The organism is Emticicia fontis (assembly GCF_054779675.1).
The window spans coordinates 298,832-319,199 of the sequence record NZ_BAAGXU010000004.1; the positions used below are offsets into that span (position 1 = coordinate 298,832).

Below are 20,368 nucleotides of genomic sequence, written 5' to 3' on the forward strand. Positions count from 1 at the left end.
GTAAAGGTGCCAAATAAACCCGCCATAGGTGAGGCGGGTAGTGATACTTATATTTTTACGCCTGTCACGACCATATTAGACGTGCATTTGGCTACTATTTTTTTGTCAGTACTATAAATTCCACATTCAATATGAATGACAGTCTTACCTGCCCGGATGATTTTTGATTTTACCAGTAATGTATCACCTGCTTTGGCTGGTGAAAGATAATCAATACTTAGATTGACAGTAGTATAAAAACTCTCTCTGCCCAGCATGTATACAGTCATGCCCATCACATCATCCATCATAGAAGCCGCTGTGCCTCCATGAAGAATCTTAACCGGATTAGTCATTTCTTCTCTTACTACAAACTCAACTTCTATTGAATTTTCTTCAACGGCTATTAACTTGCCATTCAACCATCTACCCAAAGGTGAGGGGCTCATATCGGCTGCGTGCTTGCCAATGTTTGATTTAAAAAATTCTGTAATCGGATTCATGCTTTTTCGTTTTAATGGATTTTCTGCAATTAGTTTTAATGGCTGTCTGCAATTATATTCTTCCTTTAATTAATTCTATAAAGCGCTCATAAGCGTGTTCTAAACGTGGGATACGTTCTCCCTCCTTGAACATTGTTGTTCGTTTTCTTAAGTGAATGGTTACAAGCCCATGTACGGTTGCCCAGATCATCATTGAAGTACCTTCTACATCATCAATTTTAAAATACCCTGCCTGAATACACTCACGTACGATCTGGCGGAGCATTTCAAAGGCTACATGTCCATCTTCCCATATCTCTTCACGGCATTCTACCGTTTCAATTGGTGACGACATCAGGAACATCAACTCATACAATTCGGGGTTTTCAAATCCATATTGCATATAATACCGACCCATCGTAGTTAATCTTTCAAATGGGTCCCGGATATTCAATACACGCTGAAACTGCTCTATCAATTTTTGAAACGATTCCTGATGTAAATCAAACAGTAACTCGCTTTTATCTTTATAATACAGGTAAATAGTTCCCGGGCTATACTCTATCTCATCGGCGATATTACGAATGCTTGTTTTCTCAAATCCTTGTTCAATAAAGAGTTTGCGGGCGGCATCCATGATGAGTCGCTTCATTTCGGCTTTTTCTCTTTCTTTTCTTTCAGTAATACCCATCTATACTAAACATATTTTAATTAACGTTGCAAATAAAATGAACGGTGTTCAGTAAAACAAATGTTTTGAGGTTTTTTTGATAAAAACTACATGAATGGTAAAATGCTGCACAGCTTTCGGCAGAGATTAATGACTGAAAGGCAAGTATTTCTAAACCAGTGCCTTTAGATTCTTCTTTTCGACCTATCGTTTCCTCTTTTTGTCTATTCGATTAACTTTATTTTTTTGACTTCTTATGATTCAGCAATTTTGAATCAAAATCAAGAACAATACGCTATGAAATCCTCATTAACACTATTCATTAATCTACTTCTTTTAGCGCAGTTTTCTTTTGGGCAATCGATTACTATAATTCCTGAAAATCCACAAAACCCTACTAAAGGAACATTAAATTATGATAACCCCAGCAATTTGCTCCGCTATTGGAATGGTTCGGCCTGGGTTTCACTGACTAATGCTGCCGGAACTGGTTGGGCCGCCAATGGTAAAAATATTTATAATGCTAATGCAGGAAATGTAGGTATCGGTATCAGTGCCCCACAAGCTTACTTTAACGTAGCACCTGCCAGAACTGTTATTTTCGGGAAAGATTCTACCAGTGATGACGATACTAAATTAATCTGGTATTCTACCAAAGGGGCATTAAGAGTTGGTCTTGCTGGAGCTACAGGATTTGGCAGTCTAGATGTAGGACTATACTCTATGGCATTAGGGCAATATACGCATGCAGGTGGTGATGCTGCCTTTTCAACGGGTTATCTTACTTATGCTTTTGGTAATGCTTCTACGGCCATGGGTAGCGAATCAAAAGCCAGCGGTGAGAACGCTACTGCGATAGGCGTAAAAACAAATGCTACCGGAGATAATTCTACAGCGCTGGGCGTAAATTCAAATACCAGTAACCATCGTAACTCTTTCTGTATAGCAGGGACAGCCAATGATGCAATTGCCAGTAATACCTCTGATAACCAAATGATGATGCGGTTTGATAATTATACTTTCTGGGTAACATCGGTTAACTATGCTTATCTAACGCCTCAGAGTAATGGTTGGGCCTATACATCAGACAGGAATAAAAAGGAAAATTTTGAGGAGTTGAATGGTGAAACTGTTTTAAAGAAAATATCGGCTATCCCTTATTATTCGTGGAATTTCAAAGCTAAAGATACCAGACAATACCGCCATTATGGTATTATGGCTCAGGACTTTTATCAGGCCTTTGGCCGGGATGATTATGGTACTATTGGTAATGATACAACTGTTAGTCCTTTAGATTTATTGGGTGTAGCCTATAGTGGCATAAAAGCACTTGAAAAACGCACAGAAGTATTGCAGGCCCAGAATCAATATTTAATGGAAGAAATAGAGAGCTTAAAAGCCATGCTTCAACCAAAACGCAGAAAATCTGCTTTTAGAAAATCGAAAGAACCAATAAAGTCAGAAAATTTGATAGTAAAGCAGTAAGGGATTAAAGAAGAAATAGTTTTTGGAAAAACTATACAATGTAGGGACAGTATATTGTCCCTACATTTATTGTTCTTCAAATAGTGTGATTCTATATTTCAATTACATTAAAACTATAGTCAAGCGGATCCATCGTTTCTAAAAGCTTTTTGATGAAAAGATTGTCATTAAGATAGAAATTCAGGAAGTTTTCTTTTCTTTCCTGTAAACCTCCACCCGGGAACAGTTTTTCTTTCAAAGCTAATAGTTGATTTACCGACCCTTCCTGATTGCGTTCTTCTGCTCTCTTGATACGTTTTTCGAGGTGGTCTAATGAATTAATGCCTTTGGCTTTTACTGCTTCCACAGGGCCTTTCATAGTGGCTTCTATAAGCAGGGCTTTTTTAAGAATGCGCTCGAAAATATCGTTGATTTCATCAATCTCGAAAGCAAGACTTAATGATTTTCTTGAATTCTTTTCTACGAAGCTTTTACGTAGCGTTACTTCATCGGCAAATAACTCTTCGGTAGTAATACCCAGTTTATCTATTTTCTTACGGCTGGCATCATTGACTACCAAAGCAAAATTACGAGGCATTAATAATGGGAATTGTTCCTGGTAATGGTCAAAAACGCCTTTTAGCTGTAGCCAGTAAGGTACTTCGGATGGGCCACCAATATAAGCCAGATTAGGCAGAATCGTTTCCTGATACAAAGGTCTTAAAACCACGTTCGGACTAAATCTCTCTGGGTTACTATCTACTAATTGCAGTATTTCACTTTCTGAAAAGGTTATATCTGTATGAAGAACTTTATATTCGGCTTCTTCTTTGATGATTCTTTCTCTCAGACCATCTTCCAGATAGAAGAAGTTAATTTCTCTTGGTGTGATTTGGGTATGATAGCCTGCTGCGTGTAGTTTTTCAGAAGTCTCGGTAACGATTTTGCTGGCTGTATTGTGAACTAGGTCGTCTTTAATAATAAGGCTGAAAACAGATTTAAGGGCTGTGTCGTCGGCATCTAAACATATTAAACCTTCACTTTCAAACAAATGACTCATATAACATCGTACGGCATTAGCCAAGGTACCATGATTGAGATAAGCATGCTGGAAAAACTCTACTCTCTCAGGAATCTGATCACAAATCGCTCTTAATTCTGCCGGATTCATACGCCCTACTGCCCCTTTCTGCGTAGTTTCCCATTTATAGTTTTTGCCGAATAAGTTAAAAACAGAAATTTCCTCAAAATCGTGGTCTTCGCTCGCCATCCAATATACTGGTACAAAATTATACTCAGGAAATTCAGCTTTTAATTTCTTGGCTAAGTTGATAATGGTTACAATCTTGTAAATCACATAGAGCGGGCCAGTAAAGATATTCAACTGGTGGCCTGTGGTTACTGTAAAGGTTTTATCATCTAATAAGGGAGAGAAATCTGGTTTAGCATCAAGCGTTGAATATTGTCTTTCTAAAGCATCAACTAAAATCTGACGCTTTTGCTGGGTAAAAACTCTTGATTGAATAACTTTTCGAAATCCTTCAATATCCGGAAATTGATTATAAAAAGTAGCTAGCGTTTCGTTTTTTGTGATATAATCTAAAAACAATTTTGGAAAAGCTCCAACGGCTTTTAACTCTAAGGTTTGCGAAGGCATATTTAAGGCGCGATTTCTTTATTTTTCCAATAACACGAAAAAGAATAGACAGGTTTCAAATATACAAAATCCACAAGTATTATTTTGAGGAATAAATTTTATAATACCCATTTCATTACTTAAAATAAACAACGAAAATAAATTCTATTTTTGAGAATTAATGTGATTTTTTTATGAGAAATTTTTGGCAAGGATGAGGTAGTGATTGCAGACTGGCCTTATTTATGTGAAGAATTCTGAGAAGTGATATTAGAATGTTTGCTAAAAAAACTGCCATAATGTACACTAAAATGCACCAAATTTCACAATTGTGTAACATCGTGTTCTCTTGTGTACATTGTGGCAATATTTTAAATAAGTCTACTCATACATCCCATCAATCAAATCTTTATATTTATTCATGATTACCTTACGCTTTGGTTTAAGTGTTGGGGTAATCTCACCGTTTTCAATCGTCCAAGGGCTTGCTAGTAACTCAATTTTCTTTACCTGCTCGTAAGGGGCAAACTCTTTGTTGTAGCGATTGACTTCGTCCATAAGCAATTTATGAACGTCATGGTTTTTTACTATTTCAGCGTCGGAAGTATAAGGGATACTACGTGATTTAGCCCATTCTTTTAAGGCGCCAAATTCAGGTATAATCAATGCTCCCGGGAATTTCTGTCCTTCACCCACTACCATAATCTGCTCTACATAAACCGATTCCTTAATTTTGTTTTCCAATACCTGTGGTGCTACATATTTACCACCTGATGTTTTGAAGATTTCTTTCTTGCGGTCGGTTATTTTCAGGAATTTACCTTCTACTAAAGTGCCAATATCACCAGTATGCAACCAGCCATCCGCATCAATGGCTTCTTTGGTTAGTTCCGGTAAATTATAATAGCCTACCATAACATTAGGTCCTTTGTAGAGAATCTCACCATCTTCAGCTATTTTTATTTTTCCACCGTCTATCACAGGACCAACGGTGCCGATTCTTAAATCAAGAGGTTTTACACGATTGGTAGCAATTACCGGTGAGGCTTCTGTCATACCATATCCCTCTGAAACCGGAATGCCAGCTGCCCAGAAAACTCTGGCTAAACGAGGCTGTAAAGCTGCTGCACCCGAGCATATCATTCTGATGTTTCCACCTAAGGCTTCCTGCCATTTGCTGAAAACCAGTTTCTGTGCCAGTTTTAATTGCTGATTATACCACCAGCCACCGCTCAAATTCGGGTCATATTGTAAACCTAAATCTAAAGCCCATAAGAAAATACGGCGTTTCAATCCGTCTAATCCATAACCTGTGGCTACGATTTTATCATATACTTTTTCGAGCAGACGAGGAACAGTGGTAAAGATTTGTGGTTTTACATCTTTCAGGTCTTCGGCAATGGTACCCATATTCTGGGCATAATAGATAGAAACGCCCAGACGTATATATAAATACAATACCATGCGCTCGTACACGTGATTCAGAGGAAGGAAACTTAAAGCACGGCATTCGGCATCAATCGGGAAATAATCTTTGCAACCTTCAAAATCACTGATGATATTCTGGTGTGTAAGCATCACACCTTTAGGTTTTCCGGTAGTGCCGGAAGTATAAATCAAAGTCAGTAAGTCATCGGTTTTGACAGAATTTTTGATAGCCTCTACTTTTGATTTATTTTCTTCGCTTTCACTGACTATTACATCTTTCCAATAATTGGCATCTTTAATTTTGTCAAAGGTATAGATAGCCTTCACAGAAGGCGCAACTTTTATGGCTTCTGTTGCTCTTTCTAATAGCGTTTCGTCGCCTACAAATACATAAGATATATCTGCATCCTGAAAAATATATTTATAATCTTCAACCGTGATATTCGGATATAATGGAACGCTGACAGCGCCTACCTGCTGAATACCAAAGTCTACAATATTCCATTCAGGGCGACTTTCGGAAATAATGGCAATCTTATCACCTTTTTTTACGCCTAATTTCAATAAACCATAGCTAAGCTGATTGATGCTATCAATAAACTCAGTTGCTGAAATTTTTACCCATTCACCTTTTATCTTGGATGCAAAAACATCGGGTTTGTTGTACTTGGCAATCGATTCAGGTAATAAATCGAATATGCGACTAATAGGTTGAGACATAGTTTTAACAGGCGTTTGTATAATGACAAATGTAAAGAAAATACTTTCCGTCAAAGCAAATAGCTGAAAAACCTGTTTATTTTTTTTATTTAATGACCAAAATGATAAATACTATACGGCATCTACATCTACCACCACATCTACATCTTTATGTTCTTTGGTCTGGTGTAGGGCATCAATCATTTCTCGCAAAAAGCTTTTGGCAGCTTTAATATTCAGTTTATCTTTTTCAAGCTTGATCATAATATCGAATAAGAACTTGTTACGGATACGCTCAATCAAAGATTTTTCAGGACCTAATACTCGGGCTTGGCCCAATTTCTCTAATAATTTTTCGGCCAGCCAATGTGCGGCTTTCTCTGCTTTCTCCTGTTCTTCGTGTTTGAGCGTAATAGAAATAACTCTTGTAAAAGGCGGATAGAAATAACTTTCACGCTCGGCTATTTCGTGGGTATAGTAACCGATATAATCGTTTACGACTACTTTTTGCAATAATGCCTGTTGGGTATCATTGGTCTGAATTAATACCAAGCCCTTTTTTGCACGCCGCCCTGCTCTACCACTTACCTGTGTTAACATCTGGAAAGCCCGTTCCGCAGCCCTGAAATCAGGAAAATGAATCATCCGGTCGGCATCGAAAATCCCTACCAGGCTTACTTGGTCAAAATCGAGACCTTTACTAATCATCTGTGTACCTACCAGAATATCAGTTCCGCCTTGTTCAAATTCACTGATAATATTCTGGTAGGCATTTTTGGTTCTTGTGGTATCCAAATCCATCCGAATGACACGAGCGGTATCAAACATAGCCTTTAAGTCTTCCTCCAGTTTCTCGGTACCAAACCCAATCGTACGTAATTTACCGGAACCACATACCGGACAAACCTTTGGAATTTCCTCCTTATGTCCGCAATAGTGGCATCTTAACTCTGTTGAGTGCATATGGTAAGTCAGACTCACGGCACATTGTTGACATTCAGAAACCCAGTTACATTCCTGACAATTCAGATAAGGTGAATAGCCTCTTCGGTTCTGGAAAATGATGGTTTGTTCTTTATTTGCCAGGTTCTGTTGAATCTGGTTATAAAGTACACTCGAAAAATCATTTTTCATGGTTTTGGCCTTGCGCTCCGCTTTCAGGTCAACCAAAGTTATATCTGGCAATTGCGCTTCTCCATAGCGTTGGCTTAAGGTTACCAAGCCATATCGGCCGGTCTGTGCCTGATAATAGCTTTCGATAGATGGGGTGGCTGAACCAAGCAGAATTTTGGCCCCTTGTTTCAATCCTAGCATAATACCCACATCACGGGCATGGTAGCGAGGCGCAGGATCAAACTGTTTATAAGAAGTTTCGTGCTCTTCGTCAATAATCACTAAGCCCAGATTATCCATTGGTAGGAATATAGCTGAGCGAACACCTACCACAAACTGATAGCGCCCATCTACAATTCCTCGCCATACTTCTACGCGTTCGTTGTCTGAGAATTTAGAGTGATAAACGCCCATTTTATCACCAAATACCCTTTTTAGCCTTACCACTATCTGGGTGGTCAGGGCAATTTCGGGCAATAGGTATAATACTTGTGAGCCTCCGTCTAATACCTTCTGAATTAAATCGATATAGATTTCGGTTTTACCACTACCCGTAATCCCATGCAATAGCACAATGTCCCGCTCTGAGAATTGTTGCATGATTTCGTCACTTGCCGTTTGTTGGGCATCAGTTAAGGAGATTTTCAGCGGTTCTTCCGGTGCATCATCGCCGAATCGTGAAACAATTACTTCAAATTGCTCCAGAATGCCTTTATCAATTAAGGTAGAAAGGGCAGAATCAGAAGTTTCTCCCTGGGTAAAAATAGACTTATCGACACCCAGAGTATTTTTTTCTCGAAGCTCGTTAATAGGAATATTTTTAAGATACTCCATGATAATCATCTGTTGTTTCGGCGATTTGGTCAATGAATCAATCAGATTAAAGACTTCTTCACTTCCTTCATATGCTCTCTTCAGGCGGAGTTTCTTGGCGATTTTTGGCTTATATTTCTCTTTTACTTCTTCATACATAATAATGGCATGCTTACCAATCAATGATTTAATCATCGGATTGATATTTTTCTCGCCTACAAACTTGATGGCATCATCATAGGTAAGAGAAGTATGTGTTTTCAGAATCTCCAGAAACTCTACCTCTTTTTCTTCTAATAAGTCTGGATGGTCAAAGTCTGGATTTAACTGCATTCTTGACTGACTGCTTACTTTTAAACCAGACGGTACGGCTACATTCATTACCTCACCAATGCAACACATATAGTACTCCGCAATCCATTCAAAAAGCCATAATTGTGAAGGGGTAACGAGTGGGTCAATATCCAGTAATTCGAGAATATATTTGGCCTGATACTTTTCAGGCGGTTTGGTGTGGATTTTTCCGACTACAGCAGTTACCACGCGGTTTCTGCCAAATTGTACGATTACCCTCGCACCGATTTTTATATCAGCTGCAAAATGGCGGGGAACACGATAGGTAAACATACGTGGGATAGGCACAGGCAAAATTACGTCAGCAAAGTAGGTGGTTTCAGTGGAAAAAATATCTTCTGTCATCTTCAGATAATGGGATTAAAAATAAAACAAGCACATAAAAATTATTAACGATTCTTTGCATAATCGTTGATACATGGGCTATCCTAAGATACTAAAAATACCTTGAATAATTAACAATTAAAGTAGATACTTAATTCAAAACACTGAAGAATTGAACAGGATAGAAGAGGATAAAAAAAGGAGTAAGAATGTAATTCCTACTCCTACAAAGATAAACAAAAAATCTTAAAAAATAGTATCAAAAAGCAAATAAGCATTTAAGCCGATAATAATAAACGCTACTATCCACGAGGTATATTTTATCAGCGTTGAATTGGCAAATTCTCCCATTTTCAATTTGCTTGAAGTAAAAGCTACCAAAGGCACTACGGCGAAGCTTAATTGCAGTGATAAAATCACCTGGCTCAATACCAATAAATCAGAAGTCCCTCTTTCGCCATACATTATAGCTACGATTAAGGCAGGAATAATGGCAATCAAGCGCGTAATTAATCTGCGTAACCAGGGTTTTAATTTAATATTCAGAAAGCCTTCCATCACTATTTGTCCCGCTAATGTTCCTGTCAAAGTTGAGTTTTGTCCGGCTGCTAATAAAGCTACTGCAAAAAATAAACCTGCCAGTTTCACTCCCAGGATCGGATCCAGTAGGTGATAGGCATCAGTAATATCTGCCACGTGCTGATTATTTGAAAAATGGAACGTTGCCGCCGCCATAATCAGAATAGCTGCATTGATAAAAAATGCGATGAATAACGAAGCAGTAGAATCTATCGTAGCAAACTTAATAGCACTTCTTTTAGCTTCCGTAGTATTCTCAATTTTACGGGTTTGCACAATACTTGAGTGTAAGTATAAGTTGTGCGGCATTACCGTTGCCCCTAAAATACCAATGGCGATATAGAGCATTTCAGGATTCACCACAATCTGCTGGCTTGGCACTAAACCTTTTGCTACTCCAAACCAGTCAGGATGTGTAACAACCATTTCATAACCAAAACATAGGAGGATGATTAAAATCAATCCGCCAACAATCACTTCAATGATACGGAAGCCCTTATTCTGCAAAAACAGAATGAAGATAACGTCGATAGCGGTAATGACGATACCATAAGTCAGCGGGATACTGAAAAGCAGATTCAAGGCTACCGCCGCACCAATTACTTCAGCTAAATCACAGGCGGCAATGGCCACCTCTGCCAGAATCCACAAAACAAATGAAACTGGTCTTGAATAAGCATCCCGACAAGCCTGTGCCAAATCTCTGCCCGTGGCAATACCTAATTTTAAAGATAGGTGTTGCAGGAGCATAGCAAATAGATTAGATATTAAAATAACAGAAAGCAGAGTATAGCCAAATTTGGCACCTCCGGCAATATCGGTCGCCCAGTTGCCAGGATCCATATATCCAACGGCTACCATAAGCCCCGGCCCGATGAATGCCGAAAGTTTTTTCCAGAAACCTCCTGAATGCGGAATATTAATACTACCATGTACTTCCGGTAGTGATACATTAACAGATGCTTTTTTCCAACCTTTATTTTTTTCGATAGCCAAAGTTTTTTCCATAATGGTTCTATTACACTAAACATAAACTTATGCAATATTAAAAATAAAAATATATTTATCAAAATTAATTTTTAGGTTTGTCTAAAAATTTGATTAATTGGTTAGAAAACGTACTTTTGTAGTGAATTATCATTATGCTTAAGGCTATGACTTCATTTACAGAAGAAAATTATCTGAAAATAATATACATGCTTACCGAGCAGAACGGGGGGAATGAGGTAAGTACTAACGAGCTGGCCGAGATTACCCAAACCAAGGCCGCTTCGGTATCAGATATGCTACGCAAACTGGCAGAGAAAGGCTTTATCAATTACCGGAAGTATCAGGGAGTTACGTTGACTAAAGAGGGGCAACAAATTGCATTAAGTGTGATTCGTAAGCATCGTTTGTGGGAAGTGTTTTTAGTGGATAAATTAGGTTTCGGTTGGGATGAGATTCATGATATTGCTGAGCAACTGGAGCATATAGATTCAAAAGAGTTAACGGAGAAACTGGATAAATTTTTAGGAAGCCCGCAATTTGACCCGCATGGTGACCCTATACCAGATGCTAAGGGGAAAATGCCTTCTATGGCTTCATGTAAACTATCAGAGGTACCAGTTGACCAGACAGTGGTTATGGTAGGTGTTTTAGTACATTCACCTGCTTTCCTGCAACATCTGGATAAAAATCAGATTACTTTAGGATGCTCTATTAAGATACAAGAGGTCAGCGAATTTGATAAATCATTTACGGTTCTATTGAATAATAATCACTCAGTTTTTGTGAGTAATGAAGTGGCAAAAAATCTCCTCGTAAAGTAGGGTTTGTTAAAGTTTTATAAATTCCGTTCAGAATGGACATCATTTTATAATTTTGGGCGTTAAAAAGAATATTTTCGCAGGCAAGAGAATAGATTCTATTCTCTTTGTTGTTTATAATGTTTCAATTAATGAACGTTTTAAAGAGTGCCTAATTTGGCAGAGACAAGGCAATGCGGAGACGCCTATTTCTTGTCTCTACTTTAAATATTAATGAATCTTTCATGAATATATTAGATAAATACTTAATCAAGCGATTCCTGACTACTTATGTTTTTGCAGTGGTTGTAATTGTTTTGATTATCATGGTGATTGACTTTGTAGAGAAAAACGATGATTTTATTCAGAAGCAGGCACCTATGCGTGCCATTCTGCTGCAATACTACGCCAATCTGGCTCCTTACTGGGCTAATTATATCAGCCCTCTTATGATTTTTATTTCTACTGTATTTTTTACTGCTCAATTGGCAGCGCATACAGAGATAGTGGCGATTTTGAGTAGTGGGGTAAGTTTCCCGAGATTAATGCTTCCTTATTTTATCGGGGCATCTATCATTGCTGTTTTTTCTTTTGCCATGGTCGGCTGGATTCTCCCGCGTGCCAACACAGAGCGGCTGGCTTTTGAAAATGTATATGTAAATGATAAATTCTACTTCTCTACCCGCGATTTTCATACTGCAGTAGCGCCCAATACCTATGCCTATATGTCAAGCTATAATAATGAAGCAAAGACGGGGTATGATTTTACCATGGAGAGGATAGTGAATAATAAGCTGATAGAAAAATTGTCAGCTAAGCGTATCACCTGGGATGATAGTACCAAGAAATGGAAGATACATGATTATAAAATCCGTACATTGGGTATCATGAAAGATAAGATGGTATATGGTACAAGTCCCAAGGATACCACTATCAATTTAACGCCTAACGACTTTGAAAACGAGCACCAGATACAGGAATCCTTCACAATACCTGAACTTCAGGATAGAATTAACCTGATTAAGACTAGAGGGGCTGAGGGAATTGAGACTTTTGAGATAGAATTATATCAACGTTTTGCTACCCCATTTGCTGTAATCATCCTTGCCTTAATGGGGCTGATTGTGTCTGCCCGTAAAGCCCGGGGTGGGGTTGGTTTTCAGATTGCTATCGGGTTTGTATTAGCCTTTGTTTATATTCTCTTCTATATCATGTCGAAAGGGATTGCGGAATCGGGCAATATGCCACCTATTCTGGCAGTCTGGCTGCCTAATATTGTCTTCGGAGCCATTGGGACAGTGATGTATTTTACGGTTCCGAGGTAAGCAATTATTGTCTTAAAATAATTCTGGCAGTATCACGTGCTTTAGTAGCCCAGAGTTCATGCATTTTGCCTGAGAAATGTAATTGATCGCTGGCGATATAAGCAGCATCGGTATGCTCACGAGTGATTGTAGTAATATCCAGAAACGGAACGCCTACTTTTCTGCATTCATCTTTAGCTACGGCATTAAATTCGTCAATTTCTTTCGCTATTTTCTTGGTATCGCGAGAAGCTGCAAATGGGGTAATGCCATAATCAGGAATCGACAGAACAAATACCTTTTTATAATCTCCATGCGCAAATCTGGCGCTGATTTGTAATAATTCCCTGAATTCGGTTCTATATTTCTCTATGCTTTGTCCGCGATATTGGTTGTTTACACCTATCAGCAAGGAAACCATATCGTATTGATTGGTATTTTTACTATCGGCAATAGCCTGCGTTAATTCTTCGGTTGTCCAGCCTGTGCGGGCAATAATATCGTGCTTGGTAATGGTAAATTCATCTTTCAGCATATCAATCAGATACATACTCCAACGGTCTTTTTCCAGGACACTTTCACCAATCGTATAAGAGTCGCCCAAGGCTAAGAAAGTTCTGTCTGGCCCTGTTCCGATTGGGTTGGGAATAGAGGCTATTTCGGTAGTATCAGTCATGGCGCATGATAAAAATAAACCTATTGATAAGAAGAAAACGATGATTTTTGACATATAATAGCTGAGCCGTTTTTAAAAGATAGATTATTAAAGTACAATTATATTTATGCATATATACGGGAATATAGGGATAGAAGTCCTATTTTTGCAAAATTTTTATTAAAACCTATATTTCCGTTTTAACGGCTGATTTAATATGAAAGTTGTTTTAGCATATAGTGGAGGATTAGATACCTCGTTTTGTGTAAAATACCTGACCGAAGAATTAGGTCATGAAATACACTCAGTATTGGTTGATACGGGTGGTTTTACAGAAGAAGAAATCAAGGATATTGAGACAAAGGCTTATGAACTAGGTGTGAAACACCACCATACAGCTCGTATGGTAGATGAATATTATCAGAAATGTATCCGTTATCTGGTATATGGCAATATCCTGAAAAATAATACTTATCCGCTTTCTGTAAGTGCTGAACGTATGTTTCAGGCAGTAGCTGTGGCTGATTATGCCAAACAAATTGGCGCAGAAGCCGTAGCACACGGAAGTACAGGTGCCGGAAACGACCAGGTACGTTTTGATATGGTATTCAGAATTGTATTACCGAATGCGCAGATTATCACACCTATCCGTGACCTACGTTTATCTCGCGAAGCTGAAATCGAATTCTTGAAATCAAAAGGCGTAGTACGTGAATGGCATAAAGCGGCTTACTCTATCAATAAAGGTTTGTGGGGAACATCGGTAGGTGGTAGAGAGACCTTAACATCAGACGGTTTCTTACCAGAAAGTGCCTTCCCGACACAGGTAACGAAGAAAAAAGGTAGTGAAGTAACTTTGCAGTTTGTGAAAGGAGAATTGAAAGGCGTGAATGGTCGTCGTTTTAAAAATCCGGTAGATGCTATTCGTCGTTTATCTGAACTGGCCTCTCCGTATGGTATCGGTCGTGATATTCACGTGGGTGATACAATCATCGGTATCAAAGGACGTGTAGGTTTTGAGGCTGCTGCTCCATTGATTATCATCAAAGCGCACCATTTGCTAGAGAAACACGTATTAACCAAATGGCAACAATACTGGAAACAGAATTTAGCTGAATGGTACGGAATGTTGTTGCACGAAGGACAATTCCTTGAGCCATTAATGCGTAATATTGAGACTTTCCTTGAAAGTACACAAGCAAGCGTAACTGGTGAAGTAAGAGTGCAGTTAGCACCTTATCATTTCCAATTATTAGGCATCAAGTCTGATTACGATATGATGTCGCCGGTATTTGGTAGCTATGGAGAAATGAACAATGCATGGAGTGGCGATGATGTAAGAGGTTTCTCGAAAATTATGTCAAATCAGGTAATGATTCATGAAAAAATAGCTGAATTGGCGGCGAAGAAGTAAGAAGCGGTTTAACTAATATTGCACCCCATAAATATCAAGTATTTATGGGGTTTTATTTTGAGATTTTAACCTTATTTGTTGAGTTTGATATTCTCAGTAGCAATGATATTGGCCACAGCCAGACACTTGCTAAAATCAGCTTCATACATTTCAAATTCATTAGTCAATACGGCACTTGCCATGCTTACATCTTCTTTTCTGTATTGCATCTGGCTATTCACAATGCCTTTTCCTGTCATATGTAGTGCATGAACGCCTGCTTCTAATAGTTGGGCAGCATTTTTGGCAGTTACACCACCACCTGCCATGATTTCAATTCTATTTCCTGCTTTTTCAGCTAAGATTCTTAACAAATCAAGTCCTTCCGTGACATTATTTTTCTGCCCTGATGTTAATATTCTTTCACAACCGAGGTCAATGATAGTCTCCAGCGCTTCAAATGGTTCGGCAGATACATCAAATGCTCTATGGAAGGTAACTTTCATAGGATGCGCTAATTCGACCAACTCTTTTGTACGGGGCACATCAACACTTCCGTCAGGATTTAAAAGCCCGAATACAACGCCATCTGCCCCTAATTCTTTCGCCGTTTGAATATCTTCTTTCATGACTTCAAACTCACTCTCTGAATAACAGAAATCACCCCCACGTGGGCGAATCATGACATAAAGTTTAATAGTGAGATTCTGGCGGGCCAGTTTAATTAAACCGGCAGAGGGGCTAGTGCCTCCTTCAAACATTCCTCCACATAATTCGACACGATAGGCGCCTGCTTTTTGGGCTGTCAGGCAAGATTCTAAGGAAAAGCAACAAATTTCTAACATCTGATTTTTAAGGTTCTTTTATGCAAAGAAACAGATTAAATGCCTTTTTTGAAGCATCTAATCTGTTTTCTTTCAATTTCAATAAGGTATAATACTAGTACTTTATCAGTTTTCTCGTCACAAAATCCTTTCCGACTTGAATTCTAATTAAGTATTCGCCTGCCGTTAGATTATTGAGATTCAGATATTGCTTTTTGTAAGTTATATTTCCCAGATTCTTTTCAGATAATTGCTGTCCTTTAATGTCAAGCAACTGATAAGAGACTTCCTGCGAAACTGGTAAGTCAATAATGATTTCACAATAACTTTCAGCCGGAACTGGTGCTATAGTAATCTTATGACCAATCAATGGCTCATTTCCTAAAATAATCACGTTTACTTTAGCCTCACCTGAAACCGTGCCTTCTCCACAGGCATTTTTGATTGAGGCTAGTTTAAATATGGTACTTTCCTGAATCTTGACAGGATGGATAAAGGTGTTCTTATCTGAAGTTCCTTCCTGATTATTACTGAGTTTATAAGTAAACGGAGGGCTTGAAGTAAAGGATAATTTCAGGTTAGCTGTATCGCCGATATTTAAGGTAGTATCCCCAGAGATAGTTGCTATGGGAGGTTGGGTACTTGGATATATCTTAACTTTAGGTGTAAGTGCAGAACAATTTCCAGCTTGAATAAGTGCTTTATAGGTTCCTGTTTGGGTAGCTTTTAAGGAAGAAGAGATTTCTTCCAATACAGTAGTATCCCTAAACCATTCGTAGGTATATCCCGATTCTTTACTTGCTTCAAGAAGTTGGAAACTTCCATTTACACAAATACCGATGCTATCAATTGCCGGAGAAATTTGATTCTTTATCTTGACTACATCTAATTTAATAACATTACTTGTCGCCTCACATTCTTTGTACTTGACTTTAGCAAAATAGTTACCAGCCTGATTCACCTCTATATTATTTAACTTATAGGGTATTTTTTGTCCGTCTTTATACCATTCCAATACAAAACCAGGATCATATCCAAATTCAAGGTCATTTAAGTTTCCTAATGACAGACTTAGTTTATCGTCGGTACATATAACAGAAGACCAACTTTTAGGTGTATATGGATTGACAATAGGTTTCAGTTTTCGCTCAATAAAATAATTCTTTTCTATGTAGCAAAACTCGGTTTTATGGATTTTTAGCGTTAGCAAACCTAATTTATTAGTCTCTATATAAGGGTTTGTACTGATAACTTTATTATCATAAATCCACTCATATTTATATCCTAAAGATTGGGTATACCTGCCTATTACATCATTGCATGAATAAATGCTGTCTGTTGGCCAGATAATAGGTTTATCAGCCACCTGAAGGGTCAATGTATCGCTAAGGGCAAAACACTCAGATTGTTTTGGTGAATATAATTTTAATGAGTACTTCCCTGGCTCTGTTAACGAATAGTTTCCATTCCTCCCAGCAGTCCTACTACTTATTAATTTACCATCTTTATATAATTCTTTATTCCAATTGTAATAACCCGTATTATAGGGGGCAGAAATCTCAACAGAATCTCTGTTACAAATGGTAATAGTACCAAGAGGTTTATCAGAGTTATAGTAATCAACGGTATAATCATAATAATTACTTAATAACCTGATACTCGTAGGGTTTTGGTTGATAACTTCGATTTCATTTGAATTAGTAATACACTCGCCCTGTTTTACCTGCAGACGATATTTACCTGCTTCCGTAGAAGAATAATAAAGATTAGTAGCTTGAGGAATATTTTTATCATTTAATTTCCATTGAAAAATTACGCCATATTTCTGAAGAAGATCTTCATTTTTATAGTAATTCTGAGAATACGACGAATATAAGCCAAAAGACAGGCCATTGCATAATAGTATTTTATTGTCCTGCATTACGCCTTCACCTGAACCACCGATGATGTTTGTTAAACTTTGACCAATCTCAATTAAAACAGAATCTGAGGTAGCCTCACAGGAGCCTTGTTGGGTGGTGAGTGAATAATATCCCGTTTTTTTAGCGTCAAAAATATCATTTTCATGTTTTGTCTCTATTACTTGTCCATTGTATTTCCATTGATAGGTAGTATAGGCAAAACGCTGGTCGTCCATTAATGGAACCGCAAAGCCTTCGCAAGCTTTTTTATTTCCAGTCAATGAATATATATAGGGACGGGGAATATTTACAACCGAGGTCAGTCGCATAGGTAAGGACTCTTGTGTGCATCCATTATAGCTTGCTACTAAGGTGTAATTTCCATCTTCTGCAACTTCAAGTGTATCATTAGTTGCACCTGGTATAGCTACACCATCTTTTCTCCATTGCAATTTTTGATAATTAGCATTGTAAGCATATAATTTTATAGCAAATCCTTTACAGTGGACAACACTCGATGCTCCATAGTTGCCATCATAAGAAATAGAAGGACGTATATAGTTTACAGTCAGGTTTTTACTATATACTTTATACTTCCCATCTTCACTTTCTAAAACAAAATAACCTGAATAAGAATAAAAGTTCTCAGGTATTTGAATAGTTATTGTATTCCCGGAAAATGATCCTAATTTATAATTAGCATCTATGGTCTCTAACCTGAGATTCAACTTTGTGCCATTGGGGATACTTTGTGGAATTTTGATTTCAAGAGTTACATTTTCTTTAACACAATATTCTTTCTTAACATTCACAAAGTCTGGTATATCCTGACAGGCAGTTTCACTGAGACGAGATGGAATAGCAACCGGAAATGAACAGCCATTGCGTTCCAAACTCAAAAATTCTTTTTCCGGCGCTGCGGGTATGTTTCCTAAGGTTCCAAGATTAATAAGAGACCTTGTCTCATTCGTATTATCCTGATTTGCGTAGAGATATAAGGCTGTTCCGGTTACAGCTATACCATAGAATTTGTAACTTAAAAAATAGGGCCCTTCCTGACCTTTAAGGTCTAAAAGTAGATCCTTATTAACACACATAGGATTAGGAAAACTGATTGACAGTTTGGGTTTGTTGATTACTTCTATCTGTAAGGAATCAGTAAACGTGCATCCATTTTTGGTTGTCTGTAAAATATACCAACCAGCATGTTTTGTATGAATGCTATCAATAGTGATAACAGATAAATTAGAGCTAAAATTATCAGGCCCTTTCCAGACATAACTGGCATTGTCCAGACTTGAACGCAGGTTGATTTGTTTGTCCTGACAGACGCTTGATGAACCAATTATTTTATCTCCTACAGAAATTGTCTGGGTAATTACGGTACAAAAATCCTTTTGTATAATGGCATAATAATTACCAAAATCATTTTTTGTCAGGTTCAATTGTTCAGATTTTCCAGATGTTATCAAATCTTTGTTTTTATACCAGTAATAAGTGTAATCCGGGGATTCCTGAGCACTGAGCTTAAATTTGCCCGCTGCACAATCTTCTGATAATAACTGTATATTTGTTGAAATAGGGGCTTGTGTCTCAATTTCTACAGTATCAGACGTAAAAGTTTTAATTGGATTACAACCCGTCTGGATAATCTTAAAGTAATATTTTCCTCCTTCAGAGACATTAAAAGCCATGGCTTTTACACCAGAAGATTTTGTTTGAACAACAGCATCGTTTCGATAAAGTATTACCTCATCATTTTGTACATAGTCTACATTAAGTCTGAATGAACCATTAGCACATAAAGAGATTTTATTCCTGATAATTTCTCTTCTCTCATTCCTTACAGGAACCTTTATTTTAAAATCTATCTCAGAAGTCGGGCTTTTACAGCTGCCTGTTTCAAAATTTACATAATATTTACCCTGACTTAACCAAATTACATAATAACCATTAAGATTTATATGCGTTTCGGTTTCCCCATTAAGTATATTGGTAAATTCTAGTTTATTAGTGCCAGTAAAATTAGGGTCTTTAAAAGCAAAAAAAGTTTGGCTACAATTAATATAACTGGCATTGGGTTCACCAATCTTTAAGGGTTTAATCGTTTGTCCCATTGATACATACACCGGCTTACTTTCTACAATACAGTTATCACCTATTTTTCTTTGTATTTGATAAGTTCCGGATGAGTTAATAGCCAGAAACTCATCATTCTTGATAAACTGCCCATTCTTATACCAGTTTGTTGTTCCTTTACTTGCCCCAAAAAAATACTCATTGTCTTTACATAAGAGCATAGTATCACCTTCTATAATCCCACCATTGGTATTAGAATCGTACATATAATCTACTATTTTATTATCTGCACTTGCTTTTACAATGATAGGAGAAGATGCTGCTGAACAATTACCGGTGGTTATTCGTAGGGTGTAAATTCCGGTAGTGGCTGGATACATATAATTAGCAGACTCCTCCGGAATATCTTTTCCGTCTTTTTGCCATTGATACCTCTTTTCTAAAGAATAAAGCCCACAATTTCCGTAAATTGAGATAGCTGACGGCACATTTTCACAAATAGTTAGTTCTGTAGTTGAAACATTTACATCTACGTTCTGGGTTGCTTTCAGCGTTATTGGGCCGATTGAATAATTGCAGGTTTTATCATTGATTTCTACCTTGAAATTACCTTCCCGGGTTGTTTCAAATGTGGGTGATTGAATAGTAGTTACGAGCGTATCGTTAAGATACCATTTGAATGTCAAATCTCCTTCAATTTTGCCAAAATTAAAAATATTCTTATTACCCTTGCATACAAAAGCAGGGTTGGCGGTTATATAAATTCCATTTTCATAAACGGCTGAATTGTTTAAGGACAGTCTAAAAACTTTATTACACTGAGCTTGTACAAGAGAAACAGAAACAAAGCAAAAAACAACGAAAAGCAGTAGACGTTTAGCCAT

13 protein-coding genes are annotated in these 20,368 nt (G+C 37.7%); 4 read left to right on the forward strand and 9 right to left on the reverse strand.

The features are described 5' to 3' along the window. Positions 1-47 precede the first annotated feature (47 nt). Positions 48-482, reverse strand: coding sequence for a PaaI family thioesterase (locus ACYVFA_RS03820; protein WP_460470468.1), 435 nt, complete (start codon positions 480-482; stop codon positions 48-50). A 52-nt stretch (positions 483-534) separates the two neighbouring features. Beyond that, positions 535-1,152, reverse strand: a complete 618-nt coding sequence (locus ACYVFA_RS03825) for a TetR/AcrR family transcriptional regulator (protein WP_460470469.1) — start codon at positions 1,150-1,152, stop codon at positions 535-537. A 276-nt stretch (positions 1,153-1,428) separates the two neighbouring features. On the opposite strand from ACYVFA_RS03825, the gene ACYVFA_RS03830 reads away from it, so the two are divergent. Further along, entirely contained in the window at positions 1,429-2,616 is a 1,188-nt protein-coding gene (locus ACYVFA_RS03830; protein ID WP_460470470.1) for a tail fiber domain-containing protein, read from the forward strand. Positions 2,617-2,707: 91 nt separating this feature from the next. Here ACYVFA_RS03830 and bshC read toward each other — a convergent pair whose 3' ends face one another. From bshC to ACYVFA_RS03850, 4 genes are all read right to left on the reverse strand, one after another. Further along, positions 2,708-4,252, reverse strand: a complete 1,545-nt coding sequence (gene bshC, locus ACYVFA_RS03835) for a bacillithiol biosynthesis cysteine-adding enzyme BshC (protein WP_460470471.1) — start codon at positions 4,250-4,252, stop codon at positions 2,708-2,710. Positions 4,253-4,612: 360 nt separating this feature from the next. After that, positions 4,613-6,379, reverse strand: a complete 1,767-nt coding sequence (locus ACYVFA_RS03840) for an AMP-dependent synthetase/ligase (protein ID WP_460470472.1) — start codon at positions 6,377-6,379, stop codon at positions 4,613-4,615. A 111-nt stretch (positions 6,380-6,490) separates the two neighbouring features. Beyond that, complete coding sequence (gene priA, locus ACYVFA_RS03845; RefSeq protein WP_460470473.1) at positions 6,491-8,983, reverse strand: primosomal protein N'; 2,493 nt, start codon at positions 8,981-8,983, stop codon at positions 6,491-6,493. 225 nt (positions 8,984-9,208) lie between these two features. Then, entirely contained in the window at positions 9,209-10,549 is a 1,341-nt protein-coding gene (locus ACYVFA_RS03850; protein WP_460470474.1) for a divalent metal cation transporter, read from the reverse strand. A 146-nt stretch (positions 10,550-10,695) separates the two neighbouring features. Between ACYVFA_RS03850 and ACYVFA_RS03855 the strand changes: the two genes are divergently transcribed. Continuing rightward, entirely contained in the window at positions 10,696-11,352 is a 657-nt protein-coding gene (locus ACYVFA_RS03855) for a metal-dependent transcriptional regulator (protein WP_460470475.1), read from the forward strand. A 221-nt stretch (positions 11,353-11,573) separates the two neighbouring features. Next, positions 11,574-12,653, forward strand: a complete 1,080-nt coding sequence (locus tag ACYVFA_RS03860) for an LptF/LptG family permease (protein WP_460470476.1) — start codon at positions 11,574-11,576, stop codon at positions 12,651-12,653. A 4-nt stretch (positions 12,654-12,657) separates the two neighbouring features. On the opposite strand, the gene ACYVFA_RS03865 is transcribed toward ACYVFA_RS03860, so the two are convergent. Then, positions 12,658-13,362 (reverse strand): SGNH/GDSL hydrolase family protein, encoded by a 705-nt coding sequence (locus tag ACYVFA_RS03865; RefSeq protein WP_460470477.1) that lies wholly within the window; start codon positions 13,360-13,362, stop codon positions 12,658-12,660. Between the two features lie 142 nt (positions 13,363-13,504). On the opposite strand from ACYVFA_RS03865, the gene ACYVFA_RS03870 reads away from it, so the two are divergent. Further along, the gene (locus ACYVFA_RS03870; RefSeq protein WP_460470478.1) at positions 13,505-14,701 is read left to right on the forward strand and encodes an argininosuccinate synthase; all 1,197 of its coding nucleotides are present in this window, start codon (positions 13,505-13,507) and stop codon (positions 14,699-14,701) included. A 71-nt stretch (positions 14,702-14,772) separates the two neighbouring features. On the opposite strand, the gene ACYVFA_RS03875 is transcribed toward ACYVFA_RS03870, so the two are convergent. Further along, positions 14,773-15,525, reverse strand: a complete 753-nt coding sequence (locus ACYVFA_RS03875; RefSeq protein WP_460470479.1) for a copper homeostasis protein CutC — start codon at positions 15,523-15,525, stop codon at positions 14,773-14,775. 94 nt (positions 15,526-15,619) lie between these two features. Continuing rightward, positions 15,620-20,368: a T9SS type A sorting domain-containing protein gene (locus ACYVFA_RS03880; protein ID WP_460470480.1), complete on the reverse strand. Its 4,749-nt coding sequence runs from the start codon at positions 20,366-20,368 to the stop codon at positions 15,620-15,622.